Source organism: Promicromonospora vindobonensis (genome assembly GCF_042685865.1).
Classification (GTDB): Bacteria; Actinomycetota; Actinomycetes; order Actinomycetales; family Cellulomonadaceae; genus Promicromonospora; species Promicromonospora vindobonensis.
The window spans coordinates 1931512-1948468 of record NZ_JBHUOG010000002.1 but is presented as its reverse complement, the minus strand read 5'-3'; the positions used below and the strand labels follow the sequence as shown (position 1 = coordinate 1948468).

The 16957-nt window shown below is 71.2% G+C and carries 13 protein-coding genes; 9 read left to right on the top strand and 4 right to left on the bottom strand.

Going from position 1 to position 16957, the window contains the following annotated elements; translation table 11 throughout:
• Positions 1 to 57: 57 nt before the first annotated feature.
• From ACFS27_RS21965 to ACFS27_RS21950, 4 genes are all read right to left on the bottom strand, one after another.
• Complete coding sequence (locus ACFS27_RS21965; protein ID WP_377187483.1) at positions 58 to 1338, bottom strand: hypothetical protein; 1281 nt, start codon at positions 1336 to 1338, stop codon at positions 58 to 60.
• Positions 1339 to 1616: 278 nt separating this feature from the next.
• On the bottom strand, positions 1617 to 2192 hold the full coding sequence (locus tag ACFS27_RS21960; RefSeq protein WP_377187480.1) for a hypothetical protein: 576 nt from the start codon (positions 2190 to 2192) through the stop codon (positions 1617 to 1619).
• A gap of 118 nt (positions 2193 to 2310) precedes the next feature.
• On the bottom strand, positions 2311 to 3297 hold the full coding sequence (locus ACFS27_RS21955; protein WP_377187477.1) for a hypothetical protein: 987 nt from the start codon (positions 3295 to 3297) through the stop codon (positions 2311 to 2313).
• A 283-nt stretch (positions 3298 to 3580) separates the two neighbouring features.
• On the bottom strand, positions 3581 to 5488 hold the full coding sequence (locus ACFS27_RS21950; protein WP_377187474.1) for a hypothetical protein: 1908 nt from the start codon (positions 5486 to 5488) through the stop codon (positions 3581 to 3583).
• 57 nt (positions 5489 to 5545) lie between these two features.
• On the opposite strand from ACFS27_RS21950, the gene ACFS27_RS21945 reads away from it, so the two are divergent.
• From ACFS27_RS21945 to smc, 9 genes are all read left to right on the top strand, one after another.
• On the top strand, positions 5546 to 6889 hold the full coding sequence (locus ACFS27_RS21945; protein ID WP_377187471.1) for a bifunctional folylpolyglutamate synthase/dihydrofolate synthase: 1344 nt from the start codon (positions 5546 to 5548) through the stop codon (positions 6887 to 6889).
• 187 nt (positions 6890 to 7076) lie between these two features.
• Positions 7077 to 8072 carry a dihydroxyacetone kinase subunit DhaK gene (dhaK, locus tag ACFS27_RS21940; protein ID WP_377187468.1) on the top strand — a complete coding sequence of 332 codons (996 nt, stop codon included), beginning with the start codon at positions 7077 to 7079 and terminating at the stop codon, positions 8070 to 8072.
• A gap of 20 nt (positions 8073 to 8092) precedes the next feature.
• Positions 8093 to 8776 (top strand): dihydroxyacetone kinase subunit DhaL, encoded by a 684-nt coding sequence (gene dhaL, locus ACFS27_RS21935; RefSeq protein WP_377187465.1) that lies wholly within the window; start codon positions 8093 to 8095, stop codon positions 8774 to 8776.
• Positions 8773 to 9519, top strand: coding sequence for an HPr family phosphocarrier protein (locus ACFS27_RS21930; protein WP_377187462.1), 747 nt, complete (start codon positions 8773 to 8775; stop codon positions 9517 to 9519). Before dhaL ends, ACFS27_RS21930 begins: the two co-directional genes overlap by 4 nt.
• A 58-nt stretch (positions 9520 to 9577) precedes the next feature.
• On the top strand, positions 9578 to 10276 hold the full coding sequence (locus ACFS27_RS21925; protein ID WP_377187459.1) for a TetR/AcrR family transcriptional regulator: 699 nt from the start codon (positions 9578 to 9580) through the stop codon (positions 10274 to 10276).
• 62 nt (positions 10277 to 10338) lie between these two features.
• Entirely contained in the window at positions 10339 to 11940 is a 1602-nt protein-coding gene (locus ACFS27_RS21920; protein WP_377187456.1) for an MDR family MFS transporter, read from the top strand.
• On the top strand, positions 11937 to 12377 hold the full coding sequence (locus ACFS27_RS21915; RefSeq protein ID WP_377187453.1) for a DUF4233 domain-containing protein: 441 nt from the start codon (positions 11937 to 11939) through the stop codon (positions 12375 to 12377). The genes ACFS27_RS21920 and ACFS27_RS21915 overlap by 4 nt, the downstream gene beginning before the upstream one ends.
• Positions 12378 to 12477: 100 nt before the next feature.
• Positions 12478 to 12951 carry a nucleoside-diphosphate kinase gene (gene ndk / locus ACFS27_RS21910; protein WP_377187450.1) on the top strand — a complete coding sequence of 158 codons (474 nt, stop codon included), beginning with the start codon at positions 12478 to 12480 and terminating at the stop codon, positions 12949 to 12951.
• Between the two features lie 149 nt (positions 12952 to 13100).
• Entirely contained in the window at positions 13101 to 16931 is a 3831-nt protein-coding gene (smc, locus tag ACFS27_RS21905; protein WP_377187447.1) for a chromosome segregation protein SMC, read from the top strand.
• Positions 16932 to 16957 lie beyond the last annotated feature (26 nt).

Below are 16957 nucleotides of genomic sequence, written 5' to 3'. Positions count from 1 at the left end.
GTTGCCCGAGCTGGGACTGCCCAACACATAGCCAGCACTCAACACGGCCGCCGCCTCTCAGCTGTCGATGCGGGCGCCCCAGTGCTTCAGGATGTCGACCATCGGGATGCCGTAGACGTACGAGAAGCACTGGGTCGACACGGACGTCTTGCCGCAGCTGCGGCGGTTCGAGCCGCCGTCGATCATCCCGCGGGCGTGGGCCTTGCCATCGATGACCGTGTACATCGGCCCGCCGCTGTCGCCTCCGCCCACCACGACGCCGCCGTCGTCGCGGCTCGCCCGGAACCCGTGGCAGGTCTTCTTGCCGCAGGTCCACGCGATGCCCGTGGCGCGGATCGTCGAGCAGTGCTCGCCGGTGACGGCACCGGAGCCGCAGATGTGCTGCCCGACGGCCGGCCGTTGCACGGTGGCGACCGGAAACTGGTAGCGGTCATGGGCGCGGGTCGCGTCCCACGGACCGCCAAGGACCGCGCCCGCCGTCTCGGGTTCGCCGACGGGATCGATGAGCTGGGCGTCGACCTCCGGGGCCCGGTGGGTGACCGTGCCGAGACGCTTACCCGCACCGTTGCGGACCACGTCGCCCACCTTCTTGTTGCAGTGCGCGGCGGTGACGATCCGCCGGTCGCCCGCCTTGGTGACGATCGAGAAGCCCGTCGTGCAGTAGTCGGTACCGTCCTTGGCGGCGATCGCCCCGCCCGCGTACCACGGCGCCCGGTCGTCCCGGCGGCTGCCGGCAGTGGTCTCGACGACGTGGTGGATCGTCTGGAGCCGCACCGGCACGCCCGCTATCCGCTCCAGGCGCTGCTCCAGGGCCTCCGCACCAGGGGCGGCAGGCTCGCCGCTGACCTCGACCACCAGCCCTGCGTAGTCGTCCGCCGGCAGGACGGTGAGCACGGTAGGTGCTGACGTTGCCGAGCGCTGGCTGTCCAGCAGGCGGGTGCTGGCGGCGTGCAGGTCGGCCCCGCTCAGCGCTGTCCGCCTGACCTCGACCAGTACGCCCTCTGGAACCTGCTCGGCCAAGGCGCCGACAGCGGGCGGCGCGGCGCCCTTCCAGGAGATCGTCACCGTCGCTGCCTCGTAGTCCACCGCCACACCGGCATAGCCGCGGACCTCCGAGAGCGCCGTGGCGGCGCCGGCCGAACGGTCGACGGCGGTCTGGGTCGCTGTGCGGATTTTCGCAGGAGTATGCCCGGTGCTGTTCGTCTCCGGCTGGCCGATGACGACGGTGTCCTCGGCCGCCGGAACAGTGGTGGCCGTTGCCGCCGGGACGGTGAATGCCGCGGTCAACGCCATGGTCCCGACGACAATCGCGCGCTGGACCCTGCTGTTTCGCCTCATGCTGCCGCTTCCCCACGACGAACCCGGAGCATCGCCTGCTGACGCTGCGGTGTCATCGTTCTGTAGGGGGTGAAATGCCGCAACACGGTGTGTGATGTGCGGAAAGCGGGTGGAGTGTTCTGTTGCCTGCGGAGGGCGGTCGCGTCGACGTCGACCTGCTCAGGAGGGCTTGCACAGCCCAGCGGCGTTAGTACTATATGAAGTGCGATGGGCAATAGCCCTGAGAAGTGAGCCCGGGAGCCTGCCCGATTAGGCGGGTGGCCCGGGCTTCGCGCTGTCTACGGATTGCTCGGCAGCAGGCTCTGGGCGTCCACGTGCTGAGCGATGAGCGACCTCGTCCGCTGCTTCCACGGTTCGCCGTGCTGCCAGCACCACGCGATCGCGTCCGCTGCCCAGAGCAGTGCGTCTTCGTGTCGGTCGCGGTGCTCGTAACGCACGGTGGTCTTGTTCAGCTCCTCGAACAGCCAGCGGCGGTCCTTGCGTTCGACTGTCTGGTCTCGTTCAAGGACGATGAGCGACACGTCGAGCTGGACCGCTTGCCGGGCAAGAGCACGAATCGATGCCTCGCGTGGAGGTGTCCTTGGGTGGGTTCGATTCGTGATGATCAGCGCCTTTACCTCATGTGTCACCAGGGCGTCGATGACGGCGGCTCGCTGAGAGTTGTTCGCCTTGTGGAAATGGATGCTTCGGCTGCCTGCTGCCCGCAGACTGCGCAGTGTGGCGCGTAGCTTGTGTACGTCACGTGCCGGCACGAACACGACGGCAAGCACGTATCCCCGCGCTTTGGTCTCGTCGACGTAGGCGTTGCAGCCCAGCGGAATGTTGTTCGCCTCAGTCTGCGCAGGCTTGGGCACGTTCGAATCCTCGGAGCAGTGGGACGGCAAAAGAAGGCGAGCCCCTGCGTCAGGGGTCTCGCCTTCTCATAGGTCTGAGATGACCCTACAGAGGGACAGAGGAGTTGTCGCGACGGGTTCAGGTCGCGGGTCGGATGTAAGCCGTCTCGGTCTCCGCGTTCAGCGTGTCCAATGCGATGCCGACGTACGACTGAGTGCCGACGATCAAGCATCCGCCGGTCATCGCGCGTGCGGTCGCCAGACCCAGGGCGAGAGCAGTCCGCGCGTCCAGCACCTCCTCATGGAGGATCTCGGCTTTGGCGAACGTCAGGTAGCTGTCCGCTCGCGCCGGTATCACGCGTTGGAAGCCGCGCAGCTCGGCGAAGCACGCATCGACGTCCTTCGTATCGGGAAAGCTGGCCACCACGGTGTCCAGGTGGCCGTGCCACCTGAGATAAGCCGCCACCGTGGCCGCCACGCCATCCGGCGAGATCGCGCCATCGACCATCACGTGGACGTCGCCCACCTGATGCCGGCTCAGTCGACCTGGCACCCGCACGCCCGCCAGCGTTGCACGGGCCTGGCTGTCGTCGATGCGCCAGCCGAGAGCCGAAGCCAGTGCGCGCCCCGCTGCCTCTCCGGCCACAGCGTTCAACCGGGTGATCGGCGCGAGTCCCGCCGGCGCCGGGGCCGGCGAGTCGGCGGTCACGGTCACGAGCTCCGCTCCGAACCTCGCGGCGGTCTCCTCGACGATCGCCGTAACCACGTCGTCCTGAGGCACAGTCACGATCGTCCGCGTTGCGGGCCCGACGACACCGAGCAGGTCGCGTGCCACGTCGTCCAGCGTGGGCCCGAGCTGTTCGCCGTGCTCGTAGAACACCTTCGTCACCACAGCCACCTGAGGATCGAACAGGCTCACCTCGTCGGACCGCCCGCCGAGTCCTTCCTCCAGCACGAGCGCGTCGGCGCCCCGGGCTGCGGCCCAGGAGGCACCTGCGACCGTAAACGCCCCCGTTGGGGACAGGTACCCCCCGCCTTGCTGGGGGATTGACGCCCGAGCTCGGGCGAGCGACCCGGCGACCTGCTCGTACTCGTCGGGAGAGATGGCCAGGCCGTCGAACCGCATCCGTTCCCGGTTGGTTCGCAGACCAGGCGAGGTCACCAGGCCGACATGCGCCGGGCGGCCGCCTCCGAGACGAGCTGCCGACAGGGTCGCGGCCGCATGGACGGCCGTCGTCCCTTTGCCCTTGGACCCCACGATGACGAGCACGGGCGGCGTACCGTCCCATGCGCCGAGGGCCGCGCCTACGGCCCGCGCGCGCGGTAAGGAGCGGCGTGTGCCGGGCTGCCGGTAGTTCCACTCCTCGAAGAAGGCCGTGTCTCCGGGAAGGTGCTGGGCGGTCACCCGCTTACTTTCTCACCGCCCGCCGGGGGTCCGGACCAGGTGGCTCGACCGCTCCGGGCATCCGTTCCACCCAGTTCTCGTCCACGCGTGCTCGGCTCCGCGGTTGCGGGATGCGCAGGCGGGCGAGTGCGAACACGGACATCAGCGCCGTGCCGAGGCCCAAGATGGGCCAGTGCGGGTCGGGCAGTGCCGCGCCCGCGAGCACCAGGCTCGCCAGCGGGACGACCAACGAGTTGAGGTTCTGCACGAGAACCGGCCGCATTCGCCGGCGCACCGTGACGACCGTGGCCACCGGTGCGCCGAGCTGGTCGCGTAACCGTGTTGACATGCGGACGGTGACGTGTGGCGATATCCCTTCCGGCAGGTCTGGCCACAACCGGTTGACCCGCTGCACCTTCTTCATCGACGCGGTGGGTGAGCCGGACGTCGGAGGATCGTGGTCCGCGACGGCGAGTGCGACCACCTCGCGCCCTCCCCATCGGACGAGCACCTGCTGGCCCGACTCGATGCCGATGCGGTCGAAGACAGCTGGATGCAGGGTGACGATCGACGCCCCGTCGTCACCAGCGTGTGCCTGGACCACACGGGCTGAGAACGCGGGTGCCCGGAAGATCGCGCGCCACAGCCGTTCCATGGTGCGGTCGACAGCTTCGCTCGTCTGCTGGAGACGCCTGCCGGGGAGGCGGTGCCTGACCACGTCAGGCCCCGCGGCGACGAGAGCTACGCGGGCATTGTCCGCCGCACCGCCCGAGGCGGTCAGTAGGCGAAGCTGGTAGGCGAGTCGGACGGTGCCCGGCCGGACATGGTCACGCGGTACTGCGTGTACCCAGGCGGTGACTCCACCCTGCACCAGGAGGTACGTGCCCGGCTCGACATCGGTTGGGCTGACCTGCACCTCGCCGGCGTCGGGCATGTCGTCGACCAGCGCTGAGTAGGTCCGCAGCACGACGACCGGCGGTACCTGCACCGAAACTGTCGTGGCATCGTCCACGGCGGAACGCAGCCGTCGGCTCATCCCGATCTGACCGGGTGCAAGGGCCCTGGCGAACTCGGGGATCCCGTCGGCTGCCGCGCTCCACGCCCACGCCACAGCGTCAACCCCGTCGGCGGTGACCGTGACAGGAACCGGACCGGCCGTCCCGGACAGCATGGAGGGGTGCACGACGGCGGTTGGCAGCCCAGAGGCGATCTGGACCGGAACGGTCGTCAGGGCGCAGGACGCCGTGGAACCGGCCCGCTCAACGGCGGCGATCAGGGCGGCGACAAGGCGAGCGAGTGCCGGAGCCTCACCGGACGGCGGCCGCAGATGCGCTCCGATCTCCACCTGCACCGCGGGGATGCCGAGCGACTGCGCGAAGGACGTCACCGTCGTCGGGCGCATGGCGTCGAAGACCTGGTTGACCGTGACCCGCAGGTCACTGTTGTCCAGTGCGGAGACCACCGCGGGTGGAGCCGTACCGGTGCCCGTGCCCAGATCAACATCGGACTCAGCGCGGCTTCGCATCCCGTGAAGGTCGATGACCACCATGGGCCGGAGCTCGGCCAGCCGTTCCTTCAGCGGATGGTCCTGGTCATAGTTAGCATCCCCCGGGGTGCCCAACGCGATGAGCGCCGTGCAGCCGGTCACTTGGGCGAGCAGGACAGCGAGTCCGCCCGTGCCACGATCTGCGACCTTCCCGGTGCCGTTCCGCTCGTGATTCGTCGCATGCGGGGCGGTGACTACGACCTGCGGACGCGAGGAGCCGCTGATCTCGAGCAACCCCGGTGTCGGCTCCGACACACTCCCGGCAGCCGAAACCGGCCAGGGCGAGGGCCCGCCTTCGTACTTGTCTCGGCTGAAGATCTCCTCGAAGCCCAGCCACCGGGCCACCAGGTCGTCCGACACGTTCGACGTCTGCTGCTCGTCCGACACCTGCTGAGCCCCCGCACGAGATCGGCAACCTTGATTCCGGAACCCTATCCTCGTCACGTGGACGAAGCCTTTGAAGCAGTACGCCGCGAGATCGCGGCACGAGCCCCCGAATTCGACATCGACCCCACCATGGCCCGCGTCGAGCGTGTCCTGGAGCTGCTCGGCGACCCGCACCGCGCCTACCGGACCGTCCACGTCACCGGGACCAACGGCAAGTCCTCCACCGCCCGCATGGTCGAGCGTCTGGTGCGCGAGCACGGCCTGCGCACCGGCCGGTTCACGTCCCCGCACCTGACGAGCGTCACCGAGCGCATCGCCGTGGACGGCGAACCGCTCAGTCAGGAGCGGTTCGTCGAGGTGTTCGAGGACGTCGCGCCCTACATCGGCGTCGCGGACCGCGAGTCGCAGGAGCGGGGCGGGCCACCCCTGAGCTTCTTCGAGGTGCTCACCGTCATGGCGTTCGCCGCCTTCGCGGACGCGCCCGTCGACGTCGCGATCATCGAGGTCGGCATGGGCGGCACGTGGGACTCCACCAACGTGGTCGACGGCGAGGTCGCCGTCATCACCCCCATCGCCATGGACCACGAGCGCTGGCTCGGCTCCACCCTCGACGAGATCGCCACGGAGAAGTCGGGGATCATCAAGGACGGCGCCGTCGCGGTGATCGCGGAGCAGCAGGACGCCGCCTTCGAACCCATCCTCGCGCGGTCCCAGAGCGTGGGCGCCCACCTGATCCGGGAGGGCGTCGACCTCGAGGTCGTGGACCGGCGGGTCGCCGTCGGCGGGCAGCTGATCGACCTGCGCACGCCGGCCGGCGTCTACACCGAGATCTTCCTGCCCTTGCACGGGGCCCACCAGGCGCACAACGCGCTGCTGGCGCTCGCGGCCACCGAAGCCCTGATCAGCGGCGGGCGTGCGCTCGGTGCCGAGATCGTGGAGGCGGGGTTCGGTGACGTCGACGCGCCCGGTCGCCTCGAGGTGGTGCGGACCAGCCCTACGGTCGTGGTCGACGTCGCGCACAACCCCGCCGGTGCGGAAGCCGTGGTGGACGCGCTGGAGGAGTCGTTCAACCTGGAGCACATCGTCGCCGTCGTCGCCGTCATGGCGGACAAGGACGCCGAGGGTCTCCTGTCCGTGCTGGAGCCGACCGTCGCGGAGGTCGTGGTGACCCGGAACTCCTCGGAGCGGTCGGCAGACCCGGAGACGCTCGCCGTCGTGGCCCGCGAGGTCTTCGGTGAGGAGCGCGTGCACGTGGCAGGCCGCCTGGACGAGGCGCTGCAGCTCGCTGCCGACCTGGTCGAGGCCAACGACAAGCACGGGGGCGGCGTCGGCACCGGTGTCCTCGTCACCGGTTCTGTCGTCACGGTCGCTGACACCCGCATCCTGGTCGGCCGCGGCTGATCGTCAGCATGGTTGTGGGCGCGATGGTTGCGGCTACCTGTCCGTTCTAGGTGCAACGATCGCGCTCACAACCAAAGCGGGTGGGTGCTGTACTCCCGGCGACCTTCTGGTGTTACATGAACCTCAGGGGACTCGTGTGCGGGCCTGGCTCCGTCGCCGGGTCGAACAGCCCCGCGAGGAGGTCACCGTGAAGAAGCTGCTGAACGATCCCGCCGATGCCGTGGCCGACTCCCTGGCCGGCTTCGCGCTGGCCCACTCCGACCTGGTCCGGCTCAGTCCGGCGCCGGTGTTCGTCAGCCGCGCGGGGGGTGCGGTGACGGGCAAGGTGGGACTGGTCAGCGGTGGTGGCTCAGGGCACGAGCCGTTGCACGCGGGCTTCGTGGGCGACGGCATGCTCGACGCGGCCGTCCCCGGCGCAGTGTTCACGTCCCCGACGCCCGACCAGATCCTGCCCGCCATCCAGGCGGCCGACGGCGGCGCCGGCGTGCTGACGATCGTCAAGAACTACACGGGCGACGTGCTCAACTTCGAGACCGCCGTCGAGCTCGCCGTGGAGGAGGACATCGAGGTCGCGTCGGTGCTCGTGAACGACGACGTCGCTGTCGAGGACTCGCTCTACACCGCCGGACGGCGCGGGGTGGCCGGGACGGTCGCCGTCGAGAAGATCGCGGGTGCTGCCGCCTACCGGGGCACCGACCTCGCCGGGGTCGCCGCCGTCGCGGAGCGCGTCATCGCGAACGTGCGCTCCATGGGTGTGGCGCTGGCGGCGCCGGTCGTGCCGCACGTGGGTGGGCCGAGCTTCGACCTGGGCGACGACGAGATCGAGGTGGGCATCGGGATCCACGGTGAGCCGGGCCGCCGTCGGGTGCCTGCCGCTGCTGCCGACGCGGTCACGGAGATGCTGGTGGCACCGGTCGCCGACGACCTGGGCCTGGGCCGCGGCGAGCGAGTGTTGCTGTTCGTCAACGGTATGGGCGGCACTCCGCTGTCCGAGCTGTACGTGGTCTATGGTCGAGCGCGGCGCCTTCTCGAGGAGCGTGGCGTGACGGTCTCCCGATCGCTGGTGGGCAACTACGTGACGTCCCTCGAGATGCAGGGGGCATCGGTCACCGTCCTCCGGCTGGACGACGAGCTGGAGACCCTCTGGGACGCGCCGGTGAACACTGCAGCACTCCGGTGGTGAAACAGGAAGGGCTGAAGGACATGGCGTTGGACGCGGACTGGGCGGAGCGATGGGTTCGCCGCACGGCGGATGCGATCGCGGACGCGAAGGGCGAGCTGACCGAGCTCGACCGGCAGATCGGCGACGGCGACCACGGCGAGAACCTGGACCGGGGCTTCAAGGCGGTGGTGGTACGGCTCGACGACGTGGCGGCCGAATCGTCGGCCGCCGACGAGCGGACGGTCGGTGACGTCCTGAAGCTGGTGGCGACCACGCTGATGTCGACGGTCGGCGGTGCCTCCGGTCCGCTCTACGGCACCGCCTACCTGCGAGCGGCCAAGGTGTCCGGGCGCCCGCAGATCGACCCGCCCGCCGTCGTCGCCGTGCTGGAGGCCGCCCTCGAAGGCGTGTCCTCGCGCGGCAAGGCGACGGTGGGGGAGAAGACCATGGTCGACGCGTGGCACGCGGCCGTCGAGGCCGCCGAGGCGGCGGCGGGCGACGGCGGCTCGGAGCTGGACGTCCTGCGGGCGGCGGCCGAGGCCGCCGACAGGGCGGCGACGGCCACTATCCCACTGATCGCGACCAAGGGCCGCGCCTCCTACCTCGGTGAACGCAGTGCGGGGCACGAGGACCCCGGCGCGCGGTCCACCGCTCTGGTCCTCGGGGCGGCGATGGCCGCAGCCCTGTCGGGCCCGACGCCGGCCGACCCCCGCGGCGCAGCATGACGGCGCGGGTCGCTCTCGTCCTCGTCTCCCACTCCGTCGAGCTGGCGCGAGGGGTGACGGAGCTCGCGGAGCAGATGGCGCCCGACGTCCTGATCCGCGGCGTGGGCGGCGGGCCCGACGGCGGGCTGGGCACCTCGCTCGACGCGGTACAGAAGGCCCTCGCGGAGGTGCTGACCACACTGGCCGGCAACGCCCCCGGCGACGTCTCCGGTGGCGCGGACGGCGGCGGCGTCGTGGTGCTCGGGGACCTCGGGTCGTCGGTGCTCACCGTCGAGGCGGTGCTGGAGCTGGACGAGTCCCTGACCGAGCGCGTGGTGCTGGCGCGCGCGCCGTTCGTCGAGGGGGCCGTCGCCGCGGCCGTGACGGCGCACGGCGGCGCGGACCTGGGCGCGGTGCTGGAGTCGGCGAACGCGTCGATCCGGATGTTCGCACCGGTCGAGGCGACGCAGGCGCCCGAGGCGAGCGAGGCCGCGTCGGACGGGGAGGCGCAGAACTCGCGCACCGTGACCGTCCGCAACCCGCTCGGTCTGCATGCGCGGCCCGCTGCGCTGGTGTCGCGCAAGGTGGCCGAGCTGGGCGCCACCGTGACGATCGACGGCGTGGACGCCTCCAGCGTGCTGCAGCTCATGGCCCTCGGCGCCACGCAGGGCCGCGAGCTGCTCGTCGAGGCGACGGGGGACCGGGCCGCGGAAGCGGTGGCGACGGTCGTGGAGATGATCGACGCAGGCTTCGGCGAGGTGTGACCGCCGTCTCAGCTTTTTGCAGTTGATGAATTTTTGCGTGCAGTGCAAGAATTAGCGCATGGTCCCAGCCCCCTCCCGCGACACAGCTGCGCCCTCCGACGGCGCGCCGCGCCCGGACCTGCGTGAGCCTGCCGCCGCCCTCGAGGGGACACCTGCCGAGCAGGGCCTGCGCGAGCGCAAGAAGCAGGCCCGGCGAGCGGCGCTGATCGACGCGGCACAGCAGCTGGTCGCGGCGCACGGCCTGGACGCCGTGACGGTCGAGATGATCAGCGCCGAGGCGGGCGTCTCCGCCCGCACCTTCTTCAACTACTTCGAGACCAAGGACGACGCGGTGCTCGGCGCGGAGGACGCGGGCCTGTCCGAGGACGACGTCAGGACGTTCGTAGACGGTGGCCCGACGGGCCGGCTGCTGTCCGACCTGCAGGCCCTGGTCGCCTCCCTGCTCACGCCGGACGCGGAGACGCATGGCAGGACGGTGCGGGCGATGGACCTCCTGCAGCAGGAGCCACGCCTGCTGCAGCGCCACGTGGTCTGGATGGACCGGCACAAGAGCCAGCTCGTCGAGCTCTTCGAGGCACGCCGGGCGGTCAGGCCGTTCAGCGCCGACAACGAGCTGCTCACGATGCTCGTCCTGCTCATGATCCGCACGGCGCTCGTCGCCTGGGAGCACACCGGGTACACCGGCGGTCCCGCCGACCACCTGCCCGCCGCCGTCGCGCAGCTCACCGACCTCGTCGCGGACGACCTCGGCTCCTGATCCCGACTCACCCGCCCCACTGATCTCCCCAGCTCGACCTGCTCCCCAGAAAGGCACCCTTCATGAGCCATGCCGTCACCACGGCGCCGGACAAGCCGCTGGTAGTCCTCAACCAGCGCACGATCTGGCTGATCTTCGGGGCCCTGATGGCCTCGATGTTCCTGTCCTCGCTGGACCAGACCATCGTCGGTACCGCCATGCCGACCATCGTGGGCGAGCTGAACGGCGTCGAGCACCAGGGCTGGGTCATCACCGCCTACATCCTGGCGATCGCCATCGCGATGCCGCTGTACGGCAAGTTCGGTGACCTGTACGGGCGCCGCTGGCCGTTCCTGGTGGCGGTCGCCCTCTTCGTCGTCGCGTCCATCGGCGGCGGGATGGCCCAGACGTTCGAGTCGCTCGTGGCCTGGCGCGCCGTGCAGGGCCTCGGCGGCGGTGGCCTGATGATCCTGTCGCAGGCGATCATCGCCGACATCATCCCCGCGGCCGACCGCGGCAAGTACATGGGCCCCATGGGTGCCCTGTTCGGCATCTCCGCCGTCGCCGGACCGCTGCTCGGCGGGTGGCTCACCGACGGCCCCGGCTGGCGCTGGACGTTCTGGATCAACGTGCCGATCGGCATCGCCGCCTGGTTCATCGCCTACTTCGCGCTCAAGCTGCCCTCGCACCGCACCACCCGGCCGACCGACTGGGGCGGCATCCTGACGATGGCGCTCGGCACCACCGGCATCGTGCTGCTGACGAGCTGGGAGTCGCTCGGCAACGACGGCTACGACTGGTCCGACCCGATGCTCCTGGGGCTGCTGGTCGGCACCGCCGTGGTGGTCGGCCTGTTCGTGTTCATCGAGAACCGCGTGTCCGAGCCGCTCATCCCGCTGCGGCTCTTCAAGAACCGCACGTTCACGATCACCACGCTCATCGGCCTGGTGCTCGGTATGGGCATGTTCTCCGCGATGGCGATGCTCCCGACGTTCCTGCAGATGTCGGCGGGTGCCGGCGTCACGGAGTCCGGCCTGCTGATGCTCCCGATGATGGCCGGCGTGATGCTGACCTCCATCGCCTCGGGCTTCGCGATCTCCAGGACCGGCCGCTACAAGATGTACCCCGTCGCGGGTCTGGTCATCACGATCGCGGGCATGATCTGGCTGACCCGTCTCGAGGGCGGCATGTCCCTGTGGCTGTTCGGCGCGATGATCTTCGTGCTCGGCGCCGGGATGGGCCTCATCATGCAGACGATCGTGCTCGCGGTGCAGAACTCGGTGGACCCGCACGAGCTGGGCACTGCGACGTCGTCGAACAACTTCTTCCGTGAGATCGGCGCTGCTGTCGGCACCGCCGCGTTCACCACGGTGTTCACCTCGCGACTCTCGGAGAACCTGGAAGGCGTCTTCGGCGGGCTGCCGGAGGGCGCAGCGCCGGCGGGCGGCACCTCTGGCCTGACGCCTTCGATCGTCGACCAGCTCCCGGAGCCGCTGCGCAGCGGCGTGGTCGACGCGTTCGCTGACTCCCTCGCGCCTGCGTTCTGGTACCTCGTGCCGCTGGTCGCGGTCGGCCTCGTGCTCGCGCTCTTCCTCAAGGAGATCAAGCTCTCGGGTGAGGCGGGGATGGTGGCGCGCGGCGAGGCGGTCGTGGAGGGCAAGGAGACGGATATCCTGGACCGGTGAGCAAGGACCGACCCGCCCCCGGCGACCGCATCAAGCCCAAGAAGTCCGCGCTGGTGCAGTTCACGTCCACCACGCTGCTGCTAGAGGTGTTCCTCGTGCTGTTCGCGACGATGGCGGTGTGGGCGCTGCGCGACTCCGACTTCGGGCGCGGGCCGCTCCGCATCGAGTCGAGCGCGGTGATCTGGGTGCTCGGTAGCGTCCTCGCCCTGGTGCTCGTGATCCTCTCGCGGGCCCAGGGCTCGGCCGCCGGCCGGGCTGCCGGCTCCGTCGCGCAGATCCCGGTGCTCGCCATGGGGCTGCTGGTGCCGATGATGTACCTCGTCGGCGGCATCTTCGTGGTCCTGTGGATCTACGCGCTGCGGCTCGGCGCGCGCGTCGACAGGGAACGCGCGGAGTACGACGCCGCCCATCCGGAGACCGCCCCGAACATGGGCTGACCCGGACGCCCGACGCGTCAGACCCCCAGGTCACCCGGTGACCTGGGGGTCTGACGCGTTCAGGGACCGGGCATGCGCCGGTCCCCGATAGGGTTGCTTCATGACCGACGTCGCAGAGAAGACCCTGCCCACGGAGGCCTCGACGCAGCCCGTGGCCGAGCGCACCCTCGTCCTCGTCAAGCCGGACGGCGTCCGCCGCGGCCTGTCCGGCGAGATCTTGCGCCGCATCGAGACCAAGGGCTACACGCTGCGGGCGGTGGAGCTGAAGAACGCCACCACCGAGCTGCTCGCCGCCCACTATGCCGAGCACGAGGGCAAGCCGTTCTACGGGCCCCTGGTCGAGTTCATGATGTCGGGCCCGGTCCTGGCGGTCGTGGCCGAGGGCGACGGCGTCATCCCCGGCTTCCGCTCGCTGGCCGGCGCGACCAACCCGACCGACGCGGCCCCCGGCACCATCAGGGGCGACCTGGGCCGCGACTGGGGCACCAAGGTGCAGCAGAACCTCGTCCACGGCTCCGACTCGGCGGAGTCCGCGGCGCGCGAGATCGCGCTCTGGTTCCCCGAGCTGGGCTGACCCGCCCCCACGCCTCACGACGCACGCCTCACGAGAGCGTCCGTCCGGCACGCGCGGTAGACACCGCGTGGGCTGGGCGGACGCTCTCCTTCGGCATACACCCGTCGGAGGTCCGACGTTCAGCCCCTCTACCCAGTTAGGCTCACCGAGTGCACCTCAAGACGCTCACGCTCCGGGGATTCAAGTCCTTCGCGTCGGCGACCACCCTCGAGCTGGAGCCGGGCATCACCTGCGTGGTGGGCCCCAACGGCTCCGGCAAGTCCAACGTGGTCGACGCGCTCTCCTGGGTCATGGGCGAGCAGGGCGCCAAGTCGCTGCGTGGCGGCAAGATGGACGACGTCATCTTCGCGGGCACGTCCGGGCGCGCGCCGCTCGGCCGCGCCGAGGTGGCCCTGACCATCGACAACACCGACGGCGCGCTGCCGATCGACTACACAGAGGTCACGATCTCCCGCACGCTGTTCCGCAGCGGCGGCTCCGAGTACGCGATCAACGGCAACAGCTGCCGCCTGCTGGACATCCAGGAGCTCCTGAGCGACTCCGGGATCGGTCGCGAGATGCACGTCGTGGTGGGGCAGGGTCAGCTCGACGCCGTCCTGCGCGCGACGCCGGAGGAGCGGCGCGGCTTCATCGAGGAGGCCGCCGGCGTCCTCAAGCACCGCAAGCGCAAGGAGAAGGCGCTGCGCAAGCTGGACGCGATGCAGGGCAACCTCGCGCGGCTGGGCGACCTGACCGCCGAGCTGCGGCGTCAGCTCGGCCCGCTGGGCCGGCAGGCCGAGGCGGCCCGCAAGGCACAGACGGTGCAGCGCGACCTGCGCGACGCGAAGTCCCGCCTGCTCGCCGACGACCTCGCGCAGCTCACCGCCCAGCTCGAGCAGGAGCGCGCGGACGAGCGGTCCCTCAAGGAGCGCCAGGCCGAGACCGAGGCGGCGCTGACCGAGGCGCGCGGCAGGCTGGCCCGCCTGGAGGCGGCGATGTCGGCCGAGTCGCAGCAGGTCAGCCAGGCCGGCGACACGGTGTTCGCCCTGTCCCAGACGCGGGAGCGCCTGCGCAGCCTCCAGTCCCTTGCCGGTGAGCGCGCTCGACTGCTCGGCACCGCCGAACCCGCCCACCAGGGCCAGGACCCGGACGACCTGGAGGCGCAGGCGGCACGCGCCCGGGCGAGCGAGGAAGAGCTGGTCACCGAGGTCGAGATGGCCCACGAGGTGGTGGAGACCGCCGTCGACGCACGCGCCGAGGCCGAGGCCGCCGCGCAGGCCGCCGAGCGTTCGCACGCCGGCCTGCTGCGGGCCGCCGCGGACCGTCGCGAGGGCCTCGCCCGCCTGGCCGGCCAGGTCGCGGCGCGCCGCAGCCGGGTCGAGGCCGCACAGTCCGAGCTGGACCGGTTGCGAGACGCCCTGCTCGAGGCGGAGGAGCGGGTGGCAGGCACCTCGCGCGAGCTCGGGGCGCTCGAGTCCGAGGTCGGCGGTGGTGAGGACGGCGAGGAGGGCCTCGACGTCGCGCACGAGGCGGCCGCCGAGGTGCTCGAGCTGGCGAAGGCCGAGGTCCGTCACCTCCAGGAGCAGGTGACGACAGCACAGCGGGACCGCAGCTCAGCGGCCGCCAAGGTCGAGGCACTGGAGCTGAGCCTTGACCGCAAGGACGGTGCGGGCACGCTCCTGGCGGCCAACCAGACGGGTGTGCTCGGCTCCGTCGCCGCGCTGCTGGGCATCGAGGCAGGTTTCGAGGACGCGGTCGCCGCCGCGCTCGGCCCGGTGGCGGACGCCGTCGCCGTCGCGGGCGTCGACGAAGCGGTGGACGCGCTGCGGCTGCTCAGGGACGAGGACGCCGGCCGCGCCAGCCTGGTGGTCGGCTCGGACCGGACGGCCGCCCGCGACGCAGGCCGCCCGGACGCCGAGCTTCCCCCGGGAGCTCGATGGGCCACCGAGGTGGTGCAGGTGGCGGGCCCCGCGTCGGCCGCGCTGCTGACGATCCTGCGCGACGTCGTCGTGGTGGACGACCTGGCGCGGGCGCGTGCCCTCGTGCGCGACCAGCCGGTGGTCGCGGTGACCCGGGCCGGTGACCTGCTGGGTACCGCGCGTGCCTGGGGTGGTTCGGCGGCCGCGCCCAGCGTGCTGCACCTGCAGTCGGCGCTGGACCAGGCGAAGGCGGACCGCGACGACGCGGCGGCACGGGAGACCGACGGCTCGGCGCACCTGGAGCGTGCGCGGGCCGAGCGGGCGGCGGCGCAGGAGCGGTACGACGAGACGATCGCCCGGCTCGGGGAGGCGGACGCGGCGCGTGCCGCTGCCGCCGAGCAGCTCGGTTCGCTCGGTGCTGCCGCGCGCGCCGCGCAGGCCGAGGCCGACCGGCACCGCGCCGCGCTGGAGCAGGCACAGGCGCGCCGCGAGGAGGACGAGATCGAGCTCGAGGCGCTCGTCGAGCGCCTGACGATCGCCGAGGAGGAGCCCTCCGACGGGGAGGGCTCGATCGACGCGGTGCAGGCCGAGCGGGACGCGGCCGCTGCTGCCGCCACCGCGGCAAGGGCGCGGGAGACCGAGGCCCGGCTCGCCCTGCGCACCGCCGAGGAGCGCGCACGCGCGGTGTCCGGCCGAGCGCAGTCGCTGGCGGCGGCCGCCGAGCAGGAACGTACGGCCCGCGCCCGCGCCGCCGAGCGCGAGGAGCTGCGGCGGCAGGACGCGGCGCGCGCTACGCAGGTGCAGCAGGCGGTGGCGGTGGCGCTCGAGGCGATCGCGCGGTCGCTCGACCGGGCGGTGGCCGACAAGGCGGCGGCCGAGGAGGCCCGTGCCGCGGGCTCCGAGCAGCTGCTCGCGGTGCGGGGGAGCGTGGAGTCGCTGACGGGCGAGCTGCGCGAGCTCACCGACGTCGCCCACCGGGACGAGGTCGCCCGCGCGCAGCAGGTGCTGCGTCTGGAGCAGCTCCAGACGCGTGCGTCCGAGGAGCTGGGCATGGATCCCGACGTGCTGATGGAGGAGTTCGGCCCGCACCAGGAGGTCCCGGTCTACGAGGGCGACGCGGCGGTCCGCGGACGGCGGCGCCGTGCCGTCGTGGAGCGGGACGACGAGGGCAACCCGATCCGGTACGAGGGCGATCCCACCCTGCCGCGCGGTGCTGCGGCGCGTGAGGACGCGCTCATCGCGCGCACGCGCGCGCTGCACGAGGCGGGCCTGAGGCCGGACGACCCCGCTGCCACGGCCGTGGTCGTCGCGGCCGCCGGAGCCGAGCCGGAGGAAGACCCTGCCGACGGCGAGAACGCCGCGGGCGAGGAGCAGGCTCCCGGCGAGCCGAAGCCGGACCGGATGGTCCCGTACGTCCGCGAGGAGCAGGAGGCCCGGCTGGCCAAGGCCGAGAAGGCCCTGTCGCGGATCGGTGCGGTGAACCCCCTGGCGCTGGAGGAGTTCGCGGCCCTGGAGGAGCGGCACCAGTTCCTCGTGGACCAGCTTGCTGACCTGAAGAAGTCGCGCGAGGACCTGCTCCAGATCGTCGACGACATCGACGAGCGGGTGCAGCAGGTGTTCGCGGAGGCGTTCCAGGACACGGCCGCGAAGTTCCTGGAGATCTTCCCGCGACTGTTCCCCGGTGGTGAGGGCAAGCTGACGCTCACCGAACCGGAGAACCTGCTCACCACCGGCATCGAGGTCGAGGCCCGCCCCGCCGGCAAGAAGGTCAAGCGGCTGTCGCTGCTCTCGGGCGGCGAGCGCTCGCTCGCCGCTGTGGCGTTCCTCGTGGCGATCTTCAAGGCCCGGCCCAGCCCGTTCTACATCATGGACGAGGTCGAGGCGGCGCTCGACGACGTCAACCTCGGCCGCCTCATCGAGATCTTCAAGGAGCTGCAGAAGGACAGCCAGCTCATCGTGATCACGCACCAGAAGCGCACGATGGAGGTCGCGGACGCCCTCTACGGCGTGACGATGCGGGGCGACGGGGTCACGACGCTGATCAGCCAGCGCATGGGCGACCGCGAGACGGTCACCGCCTGAGCCGGAGGTGCAGCGCAGGGTGTGGG

What these genes read in the sequence shown, in the direction of transcription:
- ACFS27_RS21965 (WP_377187483.1), bottom strand. Translation starts at nt 1,338, where the DNA reads ATGAGGCGAAACAGCAGGGTCCAGCGCGCGATTGTCGTCGGGACCATG.
- ACFS27_RS21955 (WP_377187477.1), bottom strand. Translation starts at nt 3,297, where the DNA reads ATGCGGTTCGACGGCCTGGCCATCTCTCCCGACGAGTACGAGCAGGTC.
- dhaL (WP_377187465.1), top strand. Translation starts at nt 8,093, where the DNA reads ATGGCGTTGGACGCGGACTGGGCGGAGCGATGGGTTCGCCGCACGGCG.
- ACFS27_RS21930 (WP_377187462.1), top strand. Translation starts at nt 8,773, where the DNA reads ATGACGGCGCGGGTCGCTCTCGTCCTCGTCTCCCACTCCGTCGAGCTG.
- ACFS27_RS21925 (WP_377187459.1), top strand. Translation starts at nt 9,578, where the DNA reads ATGGTCCCAGCCCCCTCCCGCGACACAGCTGCGCCCTCCGACGGCGCG.
- ACFS27_RS21920 (WP_377187456.1), top strand. Translation starts at nt 10,339, where the DNA reads ATGAGCCATGCCGTCACCACGGCGCCGGACAAGCCGCTGGTAGTCCTC.
- ndk (WP_377187450.1), top strand. Translation starts at nt 12,478, where the DNA reads ATGACCGACGTCGCAGAGAAGACCCTGCCCACGGAGGCCTCGACGCAG.